The 15,914-nt window shown below is 73.3% G+C and carries 12 protein-coding genes; 6 read left to right on the top strand and 6 right to left on the bottom strand.

All coding sequences use genetic code 11. From position 1 onward, the window contains the following. Nucleotides 1-21: 21 nt before the first annotated feature. The 4 genes from FHR36_RS19465 to FHR36_RS19450 are packed head-to-tail and all read right to left on the bottom strand — an operon-like array spanning nucleotide 22 to nucleotide 4,494. Nucleotides 22-1,119: a type VII secretion system-associated protein gene (locus tag FHR36_RS19465; protein ID WP_253798990.1), complete on the bottom strand. Its 1,098-nt coding sequence runs from the start codon at nucleotides 1,117-1,119 to the stop codon at nucleotides 22-24. After that, nucleotides 1,119-3,485 (bottom strand): putative T7SS-secreted protein, encoded by a 2,367-nt coding sequence (locus FHR36_RS19460; protein ID WP_253798987.1) that lies wholly within the window; start codon nucleotides 3,483-3,485, stop codon nucleotides 1,119-1,121. The genes FHR36_RS19465 and FHR36_RS19460 overlap by 1 nt, the downstream gene beginning before the upstream one ends. Next, a complete protein-coding gene (locus FHR36_RS19455) occupies nucleotides 3,485-4,102 on the bottom strand; it encodes a hypothetical protein (RefSeq protein ID WP_253798984.1) in 618 nt (205 codons plus the stop codon). The genes FHR36_RS19460 and FHR36_RS19455 overlap by 1 nt, the downstream gene beginning before the upstream one ends. Further along, complete coding sequence (locus tag FHR36_RS19450) at nucleotides 4,102-4,494, bottom strand: SseB family protein (RefSeq protein WP_253798982.1); 393 nt, start codon at nucleotides 4,492-4,494, stop codon at nucleotides 4,102-4,104. Before FHR36_RS19450 ends, FHR36_RS19455 begins: the two co-directional genes overlap by 1 nt. A 247-nt stretch (nucleotides 4,495-4,741) precedes the next feature. Here FHR36_RS19450 and FHR36_RS19445 point away from each other — a divergent pair, with 247 nt between their 5' ends. The 4 genes from FHR36_RS19445 to FHR36_RS19430 all read left to right on the top strand — a co-directional run bounded on the left by FHR36_RS19445 (nucleotide 4,742) and on the right by FHR36_RS19430 (nucleotide 10,661). Continuing rightward, complete coding sequence (locus FHR36_RS19445; protein ID WP_253798979.1) at nucleotides 4,742-6,238, top strand: leucyl aminopeptidase; 1,497 nt, start codon at nucleotides 4,742-4,744, stop codon at nucleotides 6,236-6,238. A gap of 415 nt (nucleotides 6,239-6,653) precedes the next feature. Beyond that, the gene (gene lpdA, locus FHR36_RS19440) at nucleotides 6,654-8,042 is read left to right on the top strand and encodes a dihydrolipoyl dehydrogenase (RefSeq protein ID WP_253798977.1); all 1,389 of its coding nucleotides are present in this window, start codon (nucleotides 6,654-6,656) and stop codon (nucleotides 8,040-8,042) included. Nucleotides 8,043-8,108: 66 nt separating this feature from the next. Further along, on the top strand, nucleotides 8,109-9,866 hold the full coding sequence (sucB, locus tag FHR36_RS19435; protein ID WP_253798975.1) for a 2-oxoglutarate dehydrogenase, E2 component, dihydrolipoamide succinyltransferase: 1,758 nt from the start codon (nucleotides 8,109-8,111) through the stop codon (nucleotides 9,864-9,866). A 216-nt stretch (nucleotides 9,867-10,082) separates the two neighbouring features. Beyond that, nucleotides 10,083-10,661 carry a DUF4240 domain-containing protein gene (locus tag FHR36_RS19430; protein WP_253799445.1) on the top strand — a complete coding sequence of 193 codons (579 nt, stop codon included), beginning with the start codon at nucleotides 10,083-10,085 and terminating at the stop codon, nucleotides 10,659-10,661. Between the two features lie 13 nt (nucleotides 10,662-10,674). Here the strand turns inward: FHR36_RS19430 and FHR36_RS19425 are convergent, their stop codons facing one another. Then, complete coding sequence (locus tag FHR36_RS19425) at nucleotides 10,675-11,169, bottom strand: GNAT family N-acetyltransferase (protein ID WP_253798974.1); 495 nt, start codon at nucleotides 11,167-11,169, stop codon at nucleotides 10,675-10,677. A 99-nt stretch (nucleotides 11,170-11,268) separates the two neighbouring features. Here FHR36_RS19425 and FHR36_RS19420 point away from each other — a divergent pair, with 99 nt between their 5' ends. Both FHR36_RS19420 and FHR36_RS19415 read left to right on the top strand, forming a co-directional pair. After that, the gene (locus tag FHR36_RS19420) at nucleotides 11,269-12,174 is read left to right on the top strand and encodes a TIGR01777 family oxidoreductase (protein ID WP_253798972.1); all 906 of its coding nucleotides are present in this window, start codon (nucleotides 11,269-11,271) and stop codon (nucleotides 12,172-12,174) included. 351 nt (nucleotides 12,175-12,525) lie between these two features. Beyond that, the gene (locus FHR36_RS19415) at nucleotides 12,526-13,857 is read left to right on the top strand and encodes an NAD(P)/FAD-dependent oxidoreductase (protein WP_253798970.1); all 1,332 of its coding nucleotides are present in this window, start codon (nucleotides 12,526-12,528) and stop codon (nucleotides 13,855-13,857) included. A 70-nt stretch (nucleotides 13,858-13,927) separates the two neighbouring features. Here FHR36_RS19415 and FHR36_RS19410 read toward each other — a convergent pair whose 3' ends face one another. After that, entirely contained in the window at nucleotides 13,928-15,712 is a 1,785-nt protein-coding gene (locus FHR36_RS19410) for an NsdA family TPR-like regulatory protein (RefSeq protein ID WP_253798968.1), read from the bottom strand. Nucleotides 15,713-15,914: the final 202 nt, after the last annotated feature.

Genomic DNA, 15,914 nt, shown 5'->3' with positions numbered 1-15,914 from the left:
TTCGGCCTGGTCACGCAGAGTCTAGGAGGCCGGAGGGGCGTCACCGCCGCCCGGGCTGACAGGGCGTCGGCCTGCGTCTGCTCGGGCGAGGTCGAGGCGGCGGAGCGCCGCGAGCCCGACCGAGGCATCCGGCTCCTGGCCCGGGTTGAGTGCGAGTACCGCTCCCGGTGCCATCGCGGCGATCTGACGACCAGTCAGGACGCGGTGCTCGGACCAGCCGGCCGGAACCAGTGAACCGGAGGTGTACGCGGAGACCTCGCCACCGCCGTACCGATTGGCCTCCAGGTACAGACCCGGCGCCTCCGCGGCGACCCGGACGGTCAGCGGTGCGTCCAACAGCACAGGCAGTAGGTCCTCCTTCGCGAGGTGCTCAGCCGCGAAGCGCTGGACCGCCGCCTCGACCGCGTTCTCCGGCTCGCGCATACCCAGGGCGAGCGGGCTCGGCAGATGATCCGAGTTGGGCAGGTACCGCACCGGAACGCCCTGGTGGTCGACCTGCCAGCGGCCGACCTCGCCGTACGCGGGGCAGGAGTCCTCCGCGAAGGCCGGGTCCGGCACCACGATCCAGCCGCCGGGCCGCGTGCGGGCCCGAACCCGCTGGGCGTACGTGAGCGGTGGGTGCTGGGGACCGGCCTTCTTCCGCGCCGCTTTCTCGGCCGCCTTGCGCAGGAACTCCTCCCGCAGCTCGCCCGGGGACCGCGGGTCGGCGGGCTTGGGGTGCAGCCGCCAGCCGGTCTTCGCCAGGCTCTCCAGGTTGTCCAGGCTGCCCGTCACGTAGCGCTCTCCGGGCACGGCCCGGCCCATGTAGGGGCCGCCGTCGTACTCCGCCAGTTCGGCCAGCGCCTGCGCCGGCGCCAGCTCGCGGGCCCTCGCGTCCCTCAGCCGGGCCACCCAGGCGACCATCGCGTTGAAGCCCTCGGAGCCGGCCGCGTCGCGCTGCACGACACCGGCCGCGTCGCTGGCGACGGACGCCCACAGGTACCCGACCACTCCGACGGTGTTGGCGACGACCACGTACTCGACCGGACCGTCGGTACTGTTCGGGTACTCGGGCGGGCCGTCCACGAGCGTGAACGACAGGTCCTCGGTCAGCCGGGGGCTGTTCCAGTGCTGGCTCATCAGACGGGTCCTCCCGGCAGGATCTCGGCGTACACATGGGTCTGGCCGTTGATCTCGACCACTCGGTTGGCCTTCCAGCTGAGGCCGCGGCCGAGGAGGAGTTCCCGCTCTGCGGCGCCGCCGACGGCGAGGTCCTCCATCCACACACCCGGCGTCCCGGCCGGCACCCGGATGTGCATGACGGCCTGCTTCAGCTCGAAGATGCCGGCCGGCGAGCCGAGGGACGTGGACATGAACCCCTCCTCGGTGAAGGTCTTGCCGACCAGCTGACGCGGAGACAGGCCCAGGTGACTCAGGTCGGTGCCGCGGCTGACAACGAGGTCCTCGGGGACGCGGTTGACCGCCATCGCCTTGTCCATGTCCTCGACCGCCTTGCCGATATCGCCGGTGAGGTCCTGCTGCGCGCGGAGTTGGCCGTTGATCTCCTTGTAGGTGAGACCGTGTTCCCGCGACTCGACGCTGTAGTTCTCGAAGGCGCTCTTCTGGTCCTCGGTCAGGCCGGCGACCTGGTCCTTCCAGTGGGTGTTGCCGTAGCCGACCGCATCGGCCTCGTTCCGGAAGGTCTTCGCGTGCTGGCCCAACTCCGCGTCCGCGGCCTGGAGCTGACGCTCCTCGGTCATCGCGTTCCAGCGGTGCTCCGGGATGACCTTGCGCTCGGGGGGCGGGGTCGGGGCTTCCGCTTCAGGGGTGTGCGAGGGCGCCGGCTCGTGGGTCGCAGGGTCGTGGGTCGCATGGTCGTGGGTCGCATGGTCGTGCGTCCCGTGGTCGGAGGAACCCGGTTCGTGCGCCGCCGCTTCGTGCGTGGGAGCCGGTTCATGCGTGGGGGCGGGCTCGGGGGCCGGAGCAGGGTCGTGCACGGGCGCAGGCTCGGGAGCGGGTGCCGGTTCCGGGGTGTGGACCGGGGCAGGCTCGGGCGCCGGTTCCGGGGTGTGGACCGGGGTCGGCTCGGGGGCCGGGGCGGGCGGGGCCGCGTCGGTGCGGACGGTGTTGAAGGGGTCGGCGGGTTCCGGGCCGGCGTAGTGGGGGGCGGGCCCGTCAGTGCGGGGGATGGTGTCGGGCCGGGGTTGGCGGGCGGGCGCGCCGGGCGGGTCGAAGGCGCCGGGGCGTTCGAGGGCGGCGGCGCCCGCGTGCTCGCCGGCGTTGGCCCCGGCGCGTTCGGCGGCGTTGATGCCGGCGCGTTCGCCGACGTCGACGGCGCTGCGTTCGGCGGCGTTCACCGCCATCTGCTTTGCCACCACGCCGGCTTCGCTGCCGCCGCCGGTGAGCATGCCGGAGCCGACGTTGAAGATGAACTTGCCCGCGGCCTCGCCGGGGTCGGAGCCCCAGCCGGAGCCGACCAGGGCCTTGCCGAGTTCCACCGGGTGGTTGGCGGTGGTGACCATCCCGGCGAGGGTGGTGGAGACGTGGTCCATGTACTGGGCCGGGTGGGTGAGGTTGTACGGGTCGTACGGGTTGAGTCCGCGGCCGAACTTGGCGAGGTCGGCGGCGCCCTTGAGGATGCCGCCCTCGACGTGGACGTAGCTGACGGCGGCGACGTCGAAGGAGTCGGCCGTCGCGGCGGCCAGCCGGTCGGTGAAGCTGGGCTTGGCCGGGGCGTGGTCGGTGACCGCCTTGATCGCGGCGGCGGCGGTGTGCGCGGCGGTGTCGCGCTGCTTGCGGGCGTTCTGCAGCTGCTCGAAGGCCTGCTTGCGGCCGGCCGTGCCGGGGTCCTGGAAGTCGCCGGGTCTGCTCGGCGGGGTGCCGGGGTCGCCGCCGGCGGACGAGACCTGGTTGTAGTGGTCGGCGGCCTTGTTGTAGGAGTCGACCGCGTGCTTGTAGCTGTCGCGGGCGTCCGCGGTGGCCTTCTCGGCGGCCCGGTAGGCGTCGATCGCCTGCTGGGCCTGGTCCTGCGCCCAGGTGACGATCTCGGCGTAGTCGTACAGCGCCTTGGCGGCGGCCCCGCAGGCGTCGGCGGCGGCCAGCCAGAGCGGCGGGTGCGGGGCGAACTTGGCGCGGAAGGCGTCGGCGGCCTCGCCCTGCCAGTGGTCGTGGTCGAGCCTGGTCAGCCCGGCGCCGGTCTCCTCGAACGCGGTGTGGAACTTGCTGAGGTGCCCGGCGGTCTCGTTGAGCTTCTTCGCGTCGCCGTGCAGCAGTTCCTTGGGGTCCTCGCTCGCGCCGAGCGGCTGCTCGCCGAGCTGGACGCCCATGGAGTCGGCGAAGCCGTCGCCCCACTTGTCGACCGCGTGCGCCGCGTCGTCCAGGCCGACCATGTCGAGCATGCCGCCGGCGATGTGCGCGTTGGCGTCGACGAAGCCGCCGACGGCCTTCTTGCCGGAGTCAACGGCGTGGTCGAAGGCGTTGCCGAGGCTGTCCAGCAGGCCGGCCATCAGTGGCCTCCGCTCAGCTGCTGGGAGAGCGCGTTCTCCTGCTTGGCCTGCTCCTTGAGCCGGGCGGCGGCCTCCGGGTCGTACGCCAGGTTGGGCTGGCCGAGGGCCATCCGGCTGTCCAGCAGGTCGGCCTCGGTGTTCTTCCAGGCGGCGTCGGAGTGGACGGCGGCGGCCTCGAACGACTTGGCCGAGTAGTCGGCGTGGGCGACCTGGCTGATCGGGTTGTCCTTGAGGGTCTGGTCCCAGGAGCGCTTCTCGACGTCTTCCTGGGAGAGGTTCGGGTTGCCCATGGCGGCGCTGTAGAGGTCCTTGGCCACGCCGGAGACGTACTCCTCCTGGTCGTGGTAGAGGCCGGCCGACAGGTGCAGCCGCTCGGCGAACTGGTTGCCGTCCTGGATCATCGCGCGGACGCCCCAGGCCCAGCGCTCGCAGAACTCGTCGAACACGCTCTGCAGGTCGGGGCTGCCGATCTCCAGGTTGGTCATCTTCAGGTTGTCGAAGCTGCGGCCCACCTCGGCGGTCTCGACGATGCCGATCGACTTGAGTTCCTCGATCGAGTGGTTGATGCCGTCGGCGGCGGCCTTGAGGGCCTGCGGGTCGACCTGGTACTGGGCCATCAGGCGGCTCCCCCGTCCAGCGCGGCGGTGTCCGGCACGATCCCGCGCATCGGCGGGAAGAGCATGCCGGCCGTCCCGGCCGCGTCCAGCGCGACGCCGGCCGGCTGTCCGACGGCGGGCACCGCGACGTCCAGCAGCCGCGACCCGCGGACCGTCAGGTACGCCAGCTCGGGCTCGCGGTGCCCGGACTTCTCGGCGAAGGCCGCGAGTTGGGCCTCACTGGTGAAAGCGTGGATCCACCGGATCCCGCCCCGGTCGCCGGACCAGACCCGACCGTGTGCGTCCTGCGGCACGTAGAGCAGGGCTGCCCGGAACTCCGCCATCAGCAGATCCGGATCCCCCGCGTTCGCGTGCATCATCCGCAGTTGGTGCACCAACCCGGCGTTGCCCACTCGTCCTCCCCGTTTCCCCCGTTTCCAGTGGCGAGAAGAGTACTCAACGCGATCTCACGCACCGTCACGGGATTCCGGGAAAGTGATCACGCCGGGGTGGGGCGGCGTAATCCCAGCATGCGGACTACCATGCGGGGTGCACCGTAGCCCTGCGCCCCGTTTCCCCGCGGAGTTCGGCGGGGTTATTGCCGGTACGGCACCGTCGCCGTACTCGGCTGTGGACCGCGAAAGAACAGGACGCATTTACGTGACTGCACTGTCTGTGAGCACCTCGTCCGCCGCCTCGCTGCGCGCGGACGCCCTGGTGATCGGCGTGGCGAAGGGCCCCAAGGGCCTGGTCGTCGCCCCGGGGGCGGAGGCCGTGGTCGAGGCCTTCGAGGGCACCCTGGCCGAGGTCCTCACCACCCTGGGTGCCACCGGCGCCGAGGGCGAGGCGGTCAAGGTCCCGTCCGCCGCCGGGCTGAAGGCCCCGCTGGTGCTGGCCGTGGGCCTCGGCGAGGCTGCCGAGGCCGGCTACGACGCGGAGGCGCTGCGCAAGGCCGCCGGTGTCGCCGCCCGCACCCTGGCCGGCGTGAAGAAGGCCGCGCTGGCGCTGCCGACCGGCTCCGCCGAGGACGTCGAGGCGGTCGCGCTGGGCGCGCTGCTCGGCGCGTACGCCTTCGGCACCTACAAGAGCGGTGACGGCAAGGCTCCGGTCGGCGAGCTGGTCCTGCTCGCCGAGCGCAAGGGCTCCAAGGACGCCAAGGCCGCGGTGGAGCGCGCCGCGGCGATCGGCGAGGAGATGAACCGCGCCCGCGACCTGGTCAACACCGCCCCGAACGATCTCAACCCGAAGTCCTTCGCCGCGATCGCCCAGGCGGCCGGCAAGGAGCACGGCCTCAAGGTCGAGGTGCTGGACGAGAAGGCGCTGACCAAGGGCGGCTTCGGCGGCATTCTCGGCGTGGGCAACGGCTCGGCCAACCCGCCCCGGCTGGTGAAGGTCGCCTACACCCACCCGAAGGCCAAGGCCTCGCTGGCCTTCGTCGGCAAGGGCATCACCTACGACTCGGGCGGCATCTCGCTGAAGCCGGCCGGCCACAACGAGACCATGAAGTGCGACATGGCCGGCGCCGCCGCCGTGTTCGCCGCCGTGGTCGCCGCCAAGCGCCTGGGCCTCCAGGTCAACGTCACCGCCTGGCTCGCCCTGGCGGAGAACATGCCGTCCGGCACCGCCACCCGCCCGGGTGACGTGCTGCGCATGTACGGCGGCAAGACCGTCGAGGTGCTGAACACCGACGCCGAGGGCCGCCTGGTGCTGGCCGACGCGATCGTCCGGGCCGGCGAGGAGCAGCCGGACGTGATCGTGGACGTCGCCACCCTGACCGGCGCCATGGTGCTGGCCCTGGGCAACCGCACCTTCGGCGTGATGGCCAACAACGACGAGCTGCGCACCAAGCTGCACGAGACCGCCACCGCGGTCGGCGAGCAGTCCTGGCCGATGCCGCTCCCGGCCGACCTGCGCAAGGGCATGGTCGAGTCGACCATCGCCGACCTCGCCAACATGGGCGAGCGGATGGGCGGCGGCCTGGTGGCCGGCCTGTTCCTGAAGGAGTTCGTGGCCGAGGGCATCGACTGGGCGCACCTGGACATCGCCGGCCCGGCGTTCAACGAGGGCGGCCCGTCCGGCTACACCCCGAAGGGCGGCACCGCCAGCGCGGTGCGCACCCTGGTCCGCTTCGCGGAGGACACCGCCGCGGGCGCCTGACGCACGGCTGGAGGGCCCGGCACCGTTCGGTGCCGGGCCCTCCGTCGTCTCCGGCCGCCCCGACCGGACGACGGCTATTACCAGCGAGTAGGTCACCGCACAAGACCGACCGCCTGTTCGCCTCGGGCGAAACTTTGTTCCGCAGAGTGGAACGCAGGCGTCCGACGGGTCTGTCAGGTCCCCCTCCCGACCCCCTCCGCACGCCTGTGAGCTGCGACGATACCCCCACGTACGGGGCATTCCGACGCCGTCGGAGACCACCGGGCGCACCGCCGAGGCAGCCCCGGACATCAGTCGCCGCCAACAAGTGCAAAGATGTATTTCCGGCACGACTGGGCGCGCCCTTACAAGGGTCACCCACCCACCGGACCGCGACCGGCCCGGCGATCCGCACCTTTTGCATGGAGGACGTGACGTGGCGAACGACGCCAGCACCGTTTTCGACGTAGTCATTCTCGGAGGCGGAAGCGGCGGTTACGCCGCGGCGCTCCGCGCCGCCCAGCTGGGCCTGAGCGTCGCGCTGATCGAGAAGGGCGAGCTCGGCGGCACCTGCCTGCACCGCGGCTGCATCCCCACCAAGGCCCTGCTGCACGCGGCCGAGGTCGCCGACGAGACCCGCGAGGCCGCGGAGTTCGGCGTGCTCGCGACCTTCCAGGGCATCGACATCAACGGCGTCCACAAGTACAAGGACGACGTCGTCTCCGGCCTGTACAAGGGTCTGCAGGGCCTGGTCGCCTCCCGCAAGGTCACCTTCATCCAGGGCGCCGGCCGGCTCTCCTCGCCGACCTCGGTGGACGTCAACGGCCAGCGGGTCGAGGGCCGCCACATCGTCCTCGCCACCGGCTCGGTGCCGCGCTCGATCCCGGGCCTGGAGATCGACGGCAACCGCGTCATCTCCTCCGACCACGCCCTCAAGCTCGACTACATCCCGAAGTCGGCCGTCATCCTCGGCGGCGGCGTGATCGGTGTCGAGTTCGCGTCCGTCTGGAAGTCGTTCGGCGTCGACGTCACCATCGTCGAGGCCCTGCCGCACCTGGTGCCGCTGGAGGACGAGAACTCCTCCAAGCTGCTGGAGCGTGCCTTCCGCAAGCGCGGCATCAAGTTCGAGCTCAAGGCCCGCTTCTCCGGCGTCGAGTACACCGAGTCCGGTGTCCGCGTCTCCACCGAGAACGGCAAGGTCATCGACGCCGACGTGCTGCTCGTCGCGATCGGCCGCGGCCCGGTCTCGGCCGGCCTCGGCTACGAGGAGCAGGGCGTCGCGATGGACCGCGGCTACGTCCTGGTCGACGAGTTCATGCGCACCAACGTGCCGACCATCTCCGCCGTCGGCGACCTGGCGCCGACCCTCCAGCTGGCCCACGTCGGCTTCGCCGAGGGCATCCTGGTGGCCGAGCGCCTGGCCGGCCTGAAGGCCGTGCCGATCGACTACGACGGCATCCCGCGCGTCACCTACTCCAACCCCGAGGTCGCCTCGGTGGGTCTCTCCGAGGCCAAGGCCGTCGAGCAGTACGGCAAGGAGAAGGTCGTCACGCTCAAGTACAACCTGGCCGGCAACGGCAAGAGCAAGATCCTGAAGACCGCCGGCGAGATCAAGCTCGTCCAGGTCAAGGACGGCGCCGTGGTGGGTGTCCACATGGTCGGCGCCCGGATGGGCGAGCAGGTCGGCGAGGCCCAGCTGATCTACAACTGGGAGGCCCTGCCCTCCGAGGTCGCGCAGCTCATCCACGCGCACCCGAGCCAGTCCGAGGCCCTCGGCGAGGCGCACCTGGCGCTGGCCGGCAAGCCGCTGCACGCGCACGACTGATCGCGCCCGTTACTTCCCCATACCTGTACGACTCGTACGAAAGACTTGATAGGAGTCGCTGAAACCATGGCGGTCTCAGTAACACTGCCCGCGCTGGGCGAGAGCGTGACCGAAGGCACCGTCACCCGCTGGCTGAAGGCCGAGGGTGAGCGGGTGGAGATGGACGAGCCGCTGCTCGAGGTCTCCACCGACAAGGTCGACACCGAGATCCCGGCCCCGGCCTCCGGCGTACTGGCGAAGATCGTGGTCGGCGAGGACGAGACGGTCGAGGTGGGTGCCGAGCTGGCGCTCATCGAGGACGGCTCGGGTGCCCCGGCCGCCGCCCCGGCCCCGGTGGCGCAGGCCGCTCCGGTCGCCGCCCCCGCGCCGGTCGCCGAGGCTCCGGCCCCGGTCGCCGCTCCGGCTGCTCCGGCTGCCGCTCCGGCCGGCGACGCCACCCCGGTGCTGCTGCCGGCCCTGGGCGAGTCGGTCACCGAGGGCACCGTCACCCGCTGGCTGAAGGCCGAGGGTGACACCGTCGAGGTCGACGAGCCGCTGCTCGAGGTCTCCACCGACAAGGTCGACACCGAGATCCCGTCGCCGGTCGCCGGCGTCGTCGTGAAGATCCTGGTCGGCGAGGACGAGACCGCCGAGGTCGGCGCCCAGCTGGCGCTGATCGGTGCCGCGGGTGCCGCGCCGGTCGCCGCCGCCCCGGCTGCGCCCGCTGCTCCGGCTCCGGTCGCCGCCCCGGCTGCGCCCGTTGCTCCGGCTCCGGTTGCCGCCCCCGTTGCCCCGGCTGCTCCGGCTCCCGCGCCGGTCGCCGCCGCTCCGGCTCCGGTCGCTGCCCCGGCCGCGCCCGTTGCCCCGGCTCCCGTGGCCGCTCCGGCCCCGGTCGCCGCTCCGGCTGCCCCGGCGGCCGACGCGGGTGACGCGTACGTCACCCCGCTGGTCCGCAAGCTCGCCGCCGAGCAGGGCGTCTCGCTCGCCTCCGTCACCGGCTCCGGTGTCGGCGGCCGCATCCGCAAGCAGGACGTGCTGGCCGCCGCCGAGGCCGCCAAGGCTCCGGTCGCCGCTGCCGCTCCGGCCGCTGCCGCCGCGCCGAAGGCCGCCGCCGCGCCGTCCGCGCTGCGCGGCCAGACGGTCAAGATGACCCGCATGCGCAAGGTCATCGGCGACAACATGCTGAAGGCCCTGCACGAGCAGGCGCAGCTCACCAGCGTGGTCGAGGTCGACGTCACCAAGATCATGTCGCTGCGCGGCAAGGCCAAGGACTCCTTCCTCGCCCGCGAGGGCGTGAAGCTGTCCCCGATGCCGTTCTTCGTCAAGGCCGCCGCCCAGGCGCTGAAGGCCCACGCGGTCATCAACGCCCGGATCAACGAGGCCGAGGGCACCATCACCTACTTCGACTCCGAGAACATCGGTATCGCGGTGGACTCGGAGAAGGGTCTGATGACCCCGGTCATCAAGGGTGCGGGCGACCTCAACATCGCCGGCATCTCCAAGAAGACCGCCGAGCTGGCCGACAAGGTCCGCAACAACAAGATCACCCCGGACGAGCTGTCCGGCGCCACCTTCACCATCAGCAACACCGGTTCGCGTGGCGCCCTGTTCGACACCGTCATCGTGCCGCCGAACCAGGTCGCCATCCTGGGCATCGGCGCCACCGTGAAGCGCCCGGTCGTCATCGAGGCCGACGGCGGCACCGCCATCGGCATCCGCGACATGACCTACCTGTCGCTCTCCTACGACCACCGTCTGGTGGACGGCGCCGACGCCGCCCGCTACCTGGTGGCCGTGAAGGAGATCCTGGAGGCCGGCGAGTTCGAGGTCGAGCTCGGCCTGTAAGGCACCCCCGTCGAAGGCCCCCGTCCGGCACCGCCGGGCGGGGGCCTTCGCGTTCGCGCCGGGCGGGGGCTGCGCGAACGCGCCGGGCGGCCACGCGGGCGCTGCGCTCCGGGCGGGGTGTTTTCGACGGCTTCGCCCGAATCAGGGAGCACGGTACGAAATCCGCCGTGTGCCGCGCGTGCAGGGGCGGGGCCGAACGGGGATGCTGGAGCGGTGATGTACGAGACGGACTTCTGGCAGCTGATCGACGAGACCAGGGACGCCGCCGACGGGGATCCGGACGAGCAGGCGGACGCGGTGGTGGACCGGCTCGCCCAGCTGACGCCGGACGACGTGCTGGACTTCGCCCGGCTCTTCGAGGCGCGGTTCCAGCGCGCGTACACGACGGAGCTCTGGGGTGCCGCGTACCTGATGCTGGGCGGGGCGTCGGAGGACGCCTTCGACTACTTCCGGTGCTGGCTGATCGGGCAGGGGCGGGAGGTGTTCGAGGGCGCGGTGCATCAGCCGGACGAGTTGGCGGTGCTGGTGCCGGACTTCGACGAGGAGGAGGACGGCGACGCCGAGGACCTCGGGTACGCCGCCGACGAGGCGTACGAGCAGCTGACCGGGCTGCCGCTGCCGGACCTCGGCACCTCGCAGCCGCGCGCCCCCGAGGGCGCCCCGTTCGACTTCGAGGACACCGGGCTGATGGCGAAGCGCTATCCGCGGCTGTGGGAGCGGTTCGGGGAGGAGTTCGAGGAGGAGCTCGGGGAGGAGCTCGCTGAAGAGCCGGGAGAGGCGCCCGGGGAGGACTGAGCCACGCCCGCCGTCAGACCAGGCCGCGGCCCATCCAGATGTCGTCGACGTACGCGCCGTCGAGCAGGAACTCCCCGGGCAGGACGCCGTCGACGGTGAAGCCGCGGCGCTCGTACAGCCGGCGGGCCGGGGCGTTGTGGCCGAGCACCCGGAGGGTCATCCGGCGGGCGCCGGCGGTGCGGGCGACCTCGCAGGCGGCCTCGATCAGCACGTCGCCGACACCTCGGCCGCGGGCCTCGGGCATCACCGCGAGGCCCTGGATCTGCCGGATGTGGGCGTTGGAGGCGAGTCCGGTGGGCGGCACCTGGCGGATGTAGCCGACCGGCCGGCCGTCCAGTTCGGCGACCAGGTACTGCTCGGGGGTGTGCCGCTCGTCGAAGAACGGCACGTCCGCGGCCGGGGCCGGGCCCACGGAGGAGAGCGTGGACCAGGTGGTGCGGTCGATGTGGCGCAGCACGGGCTCGTCGGCCTCGACCGCCGTCCGTACCGTCGGATGGTGCGATGACATGCGCGCCACTCTAGCCAGTGCCGCGTCGGGCATCGCGGCTGCGGCACGGCCCCGGGGGAGGTCCCCGGCTCGGCGCGGGGTGCCTGGAAGGATGGGGGCATGCGCATCGCGGTGACAGGGTCCACGGGTCTGATCGGTTCCGCGCTCGTCCGGTCGTTGCTGGCCGACGGGCATGAGGTGGTGCGGCTGGTGCGGCGCCGCAGCCGGACCGGCGTGCAGCCGGACGGCACCCTCGGAGTGGGGTGGAACCCGCACCGGCTGGAGATCGACGCGGCCGCGCTGGAGGGGCTGGACGCGGTGGTGCACCTGGCCGGCGCCGGGGTGGGCGACCACCGCTGGACCGAGGCGTACAAGCGGGAGATCCGGGACAGCCGGGTACTGGGGACGGAGACCGTCGCCGGGGCGCTGGCCGGGCTGAAGCGGCCGCCGCGGGTGCTGGTGAGCGCCTCGGCGGTGGGCTGGTACGGGCAGACCGGCGACCGGGTGATCGACGAGACCGCGCCGGCCGGTGACGACTTCCTGGCCCGGGTCTGCGCGGAGTGGGAGGCGGCGGCCCGGCCCGCGGCGGACGCGGGGGTGCGGGTGGTGCACCCGCGGACCGGCCTGGTGATGGACCGCCACGGCGGCGCCGGGGCCCGGCTGTTCCCGGTGTTCAAGCTGGGCCTGGGCGGTCGGCTCGGGTCGGGCGAGCAGTACTGGAGCGCCGTCTCGCTGGCGGACGAGGTGGCCGCGCTGCGCTTCCTGATCGACCGGGAGGAGCTCAGCGGGCCGGTCAACGTGGCCGGCCCCGACCCGGTGACCAACGGCCGGCTGACCGAGGAGCTGGGCCGGGTGCTGGGCCGCCCGACCCTGTTCGCGGTACCGGACTTCGCGCTGAAGGCGGTGCTCGGGCAGATGGCGGTGGAGGTCACCGGCAGCCACCGGGTGGTGCCGCGGAAGCTGCTGGAGGCGGGCTTCCGGTTCCGGCACGCGGACGTGGAGTCGATCCTCCGGGCCGCGCTGTAGGGGGCCTGGTGGCACTGCTGCAGGGGCCGGGTGACGCTGCTGCGGGGAGGTCGCTGCGGCCCGCGCAGGCGGGGGCGTACGGGGGCACACGGACGGCGCGCGGCCTAGGGGTGGTGACCCTGCGCGCCCATGGGCGCTTCGCGCGCCCCCGGGGGTGCACGCTCGGTCACCGTTCGGACGTGATGTGTCACCGAACCCCTGCCGGGCCTCCGATTGCCGACACCATCGCGGTCTGATCCGGAGACTGATTGGGCATCACATGGTCGGACTGCGTCCCGGCCCTCCGCGCCATGGCCACTACCGCTGCCACCGCCGGCCCGGAGGGCATCCGTCAGGGAGGGAGCACACCTCGTGCCCGCATACGACTTCACCCGCCGCGCCAGCCGCCCGACCGACCCGGACGTGGTCGTCGTCGGCGCCGGCGTCGCCGGGCTGGCCACCGCCCGCGCGCTGGCCGACCGGGGCCTGGACGTCCAGGTGCTGGAGACCACCGAGCGCGTCGGCGGCCGGATGGCCACCCGCGAACTCGACGGCTTCCGCCTGGACCACGGAGGCCATCTGCTCAACACCGCGTACCCGGAGCCCGCCCGCCGGCTCGACCTGGACCGCCTGGAGCTGCGCCCGCTGGCGCCCGGCGCCCTGGTGCACAGCGGCGGACGCCGGTACCGGATCGGCGATCCGCAGCAGACCCCGGCCCGGCAGGCCGCCGCCCGCCAGGCCGGCCCGCGCGGACCGCTCGGCAGTCCGCTGGACCGGGCCAGGCTGGCCGCCGCGCTCGGCCGGCTCGCCGCCACCCCGGTCCCTCGCCTGCTCGCCCGGCCCGAGACCACCGCCGCCCGGGCGCTCGGCGACCGCGGCCTGCCCGCCCGGACCGTGGACGGCTTCCTGCGCCCGCTGCTGTCCGCCCTGCTCTCCGATCCGGCGCTCTCCACCAGCAGCCGGGTCGCCGACCTGGTGCTCCGCTCGTACGCGCGGGGCCGGCTGGCGCTGCCCGCCGCCGGGATCGGCGCGGTCCCGGACCAGTTGGCCGCCGCCCTGCCCGAGGGGAGCCTGCGGCTCGGGGTGGAGGTCACCTCGGTCTCCACGGCCGGCGTGGAGACCGCCCGGCACGGCCGAATCGCCGCCCGGGCCGTGGTGGTGGCCACCGACGCACCGGCCGCCGCCGGCCTGCTCCCCGGCCTGCGGCTGCCCGCGTTCCACCCGGTGACCACGTACTACCACGCGGCCGACCGCAGCCCGCTGGGCGAGCCGGTGCTGCTGCTGGACGCCGACCGTTCCGGCGTCTCGCACTCGCTGGTGCTCAGCGAGGTCGACCCCTCGTACGCACCGTCCGGGCGGGCGCTGATCGCCACCACCGTGCTCGGCCGGCACACCTTCGACGCGGGCGGCCCGTCCGGCGACGAGCCGGTCGTCCGGCGCCGCCTCGGCGAGCTGTACGGGACCTCCACCGACAGGTGGGAGTTCCTGGCCGTCCGACACGTCCCGGACGCGGTGCCGGCCATGCCGCCGCCGCACCACTTCCGCCGCTCGGTACGGCTGTTGGCCGGCCTGTACGTCTGCGGCGACCACCGGGACACCAGCACCGTGCAGGGCACCCTGGTCTCCGGTCGACGGGCCGCCGAGGCGGTGCTGCGCGACCTCGGCGTCCCGGTCGCCGACGAGGCCGCCGACGTGGCTGCCTGAACGCCGTGAGCGGGTCCGGCGGAGGACCGTCCTCCGCCGGACCCGGCCGCGGTGCGGGCCCGGACCGGGCTCAGATCACCCCCGCCTGGCGGGAGGCCTCCTCGAAGGCCCGGGCGGCCGGCGTGGTGCGGTACGGGGCGAGGCGCCGGTGGAAGTCGCGCAGGTACTCCACCGTCCGGGCCGAACGCATCTCGCCGGCCGCCCGCAGCGCGTCGGTCGCCATCGAGCAGGACTCGTCCACGTCGCCCATGCCGAGCCGGGCGCCGGCCAGCACCAGCCGGCACAGGATCCGGCTCCGGGCGTAGGCCGGGGCGCGCAGCCGCAGCGACTTCTCGGCGTGCTGCGCGGCGGGCCGCCACTGCTGCAGGTCGCGGTAGCAGTGGGCGAACTCGTCGGCCAGCTGGGCGTCGTCGAAGTACCGCGCCCAGGACGGGACTTCGTCCCCCGGGCGGGCCGCCGCCAGGGCCCGCTCGCAGCGCACCAGGGCGGTGGTGCAGGAGCGGACGTCGCCGAGCAGCGCGTGTCCGCGGGCCTCGGCGCCGTGCATCAGCGCCTGCACCACCGGCGCCGCCGTGGTGCCCACCCCCTGCTGGGCGACCCGGGCGAGCTGGATCGCCTCCCGGGCGTGGCCGAGGTGGACCGCCTGCTGGCTCATCGTGGTGAGGATGTACCCGCCGAGGACCCGGTCGCCGGCAGCCTGGGAGAGCCGCAGCGCCTGGACGAAGTACCGCTGCGCCAGGCCGTGCGCCGCGATGTCGAACGACGTCCAGCCCGCCAGCCTGGTCAGGTCGGCGACGGCGCCGAACAGCGCCCGGCCGATCTGCTCGCCGTAGCGGCCGCGCAGCATCGGCTCGGCCTCGCTCTCCAGGTACCGGACCAGCGCCTGGCGGGCGTGGCCGCCGCCGTACGCGTGGTCGAGGGCCCGGAACAGGTCGCCGACGGCTCTGATCGCGGCGATGTCGCCGCGCCCCACCCGGACCGCCGGCCGGTGCTCGCGGCCGCCGCCCTCGGCCGGCTCGGCGGCGCCGACCGGGCGGCGGCTCTGCTGCGGGACCCGGCCCAGCGCGGCGGCGTGCGGGCCGCGGACCGGGGGCTGCTCGGCGCGCAGCTCCTCGGGCGGCAGGGTGGAGCCGTCCCGGGCGACCCGCTCGTCGGTGCGGCCGATCAGCCAGTCCCGGCTGGGCACCACCAGCCCCGCCGGGGTGAAGGCGATCTTGCGCAGCTCGGCGTACGGGCCGTTGTCCTTGCGCCACATGGAGGCGACGATGTCGACCGCCTCCTGCGGGGTCTCGGCGAACTCCAGTCCGGCGTAGACCGGGGCGCAGGCGTCCAGGCCGACGTCCTGCGCGGTGAGCCGGCGGCCGAGGCGGCGGGTGAACACCTCGGCGATCAGCGCCGGGGTGGCGCCGCGCGGCTGCTGACCGCGCAGCCAGCGGGTCACCGAGGTCTTGTCGTAGCGCAGGTCGAGGCCGTGCTCCAGGCCCAGTTGGTCGACCCGGCGGGCCAGGCCCGCGTGGGAGAAGCCCGACTCCTCGATCAGGGCGGCGAGTTGGGGGTTCTGCGCACGGTGGACGGAAGGGGAACCGTCGGGCTCGTCGCCGTGCACGGCGTCCTCGGGCAGGTCGTCCTCGGGCAGATCGCCCTCGTCCAGATCGCTCTCGTGCAGGTCGTGCACATCGGTCTCGTGCAGGTCGTGCGCGTGGCCCTCGTGCAGGTCGTGCACGCGGGTCTCGCGCAGGTGGGTCTCGTGCAGGTCGGCGTCGCGCACGCCGGCCGCGGCCGGCCCGTCCGGGTGCGGGTCGAGCGGGTCGAGCGGTCCGTACGCCGGGCTGTCGGTTGCAGGCCTTTGGGGCATATCAGTCAACACCTCTCGAGCGCCGTTCCGGCCCCCTCTGCCCGGATCGGCGCCCCCTGTCGGGAATCGGCGTGAATGTAGCGAGCATTCGGGGCCCATGTGCGGATCCCGGCCAGCAATCCTCCGAACGGGTGACGGGGTGGCCTCCGTTGTGGGGAAGAGGGGGCCCGAGGTGTTTGGGTGAGGGAGCCGCTGTGTCCGA

The sequence above is a fragment of the Kitasatospora cinereorecta genome, assembly GCF_024172095.1.
Classification (GTDB): Bacteria; Actinomycetota; Actinomycetes; order Streptomycetales; family Streptomycetaceae; genus Kitasatospora; species Kitasatospora cinereorecta.
Note: the sequence above shows the minus strand (reverse complement) of the source record. Positions and strands in the feature narration are given on the sequence as shown.